Raw genomic sequence first — 1,372 nt, forward strand, 5'->3', positions numbered from 1 at the left:
GTGTGTGGGTGTGCGTGTTGTTTTGTCTTTTTGTGGGTGTGTGTTGGTTTGTGGTTTTGTGTGTTTGTGCGGGGGGGCCCCTCCGCTGTCTCGCGCCCCCCCCCCCCGGCCATTCCGGCTTCTGGCCGCAAATGACGCATCCTTGACAGGAATCCCCGCGAGAGAGGCGCTCCCAGGATGGCTGCACGCATGTCCCCTCACGGACAGGGTTTCGCGATCGTACGCGTTCGCGGCTACCGGACCGACCAGGTCGACCGGTACGTCGCACGGCTGTTCGCGGGCCGTGACGAGGCCTGGGAGCGGGTGGCGCGGCTGACCGTCCTCGCCAAGCAGATGGAGGAGGAGGCCGAACGGCTCCGCGAAGCCGTCGCCTCCCTCGTCCCGCACCAGTACGAGGACCTCACCGAACGCGCCCGGCGGATCTTCGCACTGGTCGTCGAGGAAGCGGAGGCGCTGCGCAGCGAGGCGCACGCCGACGCCGCGGACGCGATGGGCGCAGCCGAAGCCCATGCCGAACGGTGTACCGAACTGGCCCGGCAGGACGCCGAAGCCGTCCGCGAGCAGACCGAGGTCCGGGCCCGGCAGGGTGTGCAGGCCGCCGAACGCGAAGCGGAAGAACTCCTCGGGGAAGCCCGTGAGGACGCCGCGGCCTGGCGGGCACAGGCGCAGGCCGCCCTCGTGGAGACCCGGCGACGGGCCGACGAACTGCTCGCGGAGCGGGAACAGGACCAGGCCGACCGGTGGGACGCCGCCCAGCGGGAAATCGCCCGGCGCGAGGCCGACATGGCGGAACGGCTCGCCGAGATGGAGCGGCAGGCCGACGCGCGGCTCGCGGAGGCGCGCCGCGGGTACGCGGAGGCGGAGGAGGCGGCCCGGCACGGGCAGGAGGACGCGGAGGCGCAGGCCGCCGACCTGATCGCGCAGGCCCGGGTGCAGGAGGAGCGGATCGGGCGGGAGACGGAGCGGGTGCTGCGGGAGCATGCGGAGGCCGAGGAGGAGATGCGGGCGCACATGAGCCATGTGCGGGCGAGCCTTGCGGCGTTGACCGGCCGGGCCGCGGCCGAGGGCTGACCGCCCGCCCGGCCGGCCGTGGCGTTGGGTCGCCTCAAACGCCGGCGGGGCTGGGGGGTGTGCCCGGGCGGGGGCTTCGTGGCGGGGGTCGGCGCCGGGGGCGGGGCGGGGTGCTGTCCGGGGTAGGCATGATTTATGGCCCCTCTGGGATCTGGAGGGCGGGTCGGCGGTGTTGGCCAACAAATCACGTTTTTACACCCCGGACAGCACCCCGCCCCGCCCCCGTCACCGACCCGCGACGACCCCCCGGTCCGGGCACGTTCGGGGACTGGACCGTCCCGTCCCCCGTCCAGGGACGTCC

General features: G+C 73.2%; 1 protein-coding gene. It reads left to right on the top strand.

The genetic code is table 11. The annotated features are described in order from the left end of the window. Window positions 1–189 precede the first annotated feature (189 nt). A complete protein-coding gene (locus ACFVGY_RS36060; RefSeq protein WP_385686272.1) occupies window positions 190–1,071 on the top strand; it encodes a cellulose-binding protein in 882 nt (293 codons plus the stop codon). Window positions 1,072–1,372: the final 301 nt, after the last annotated feature.

Origin of the sequence: Streptomyces sp. NPDC127106 (assembly GCF_042677605.1) — a bacterium.
Taxonomy (GTDB): domain Bacteria; phylum Actinomycetota; class Actinomycetes; order Streptomycetales; family Streptomycetaceae; genus Streptomyces.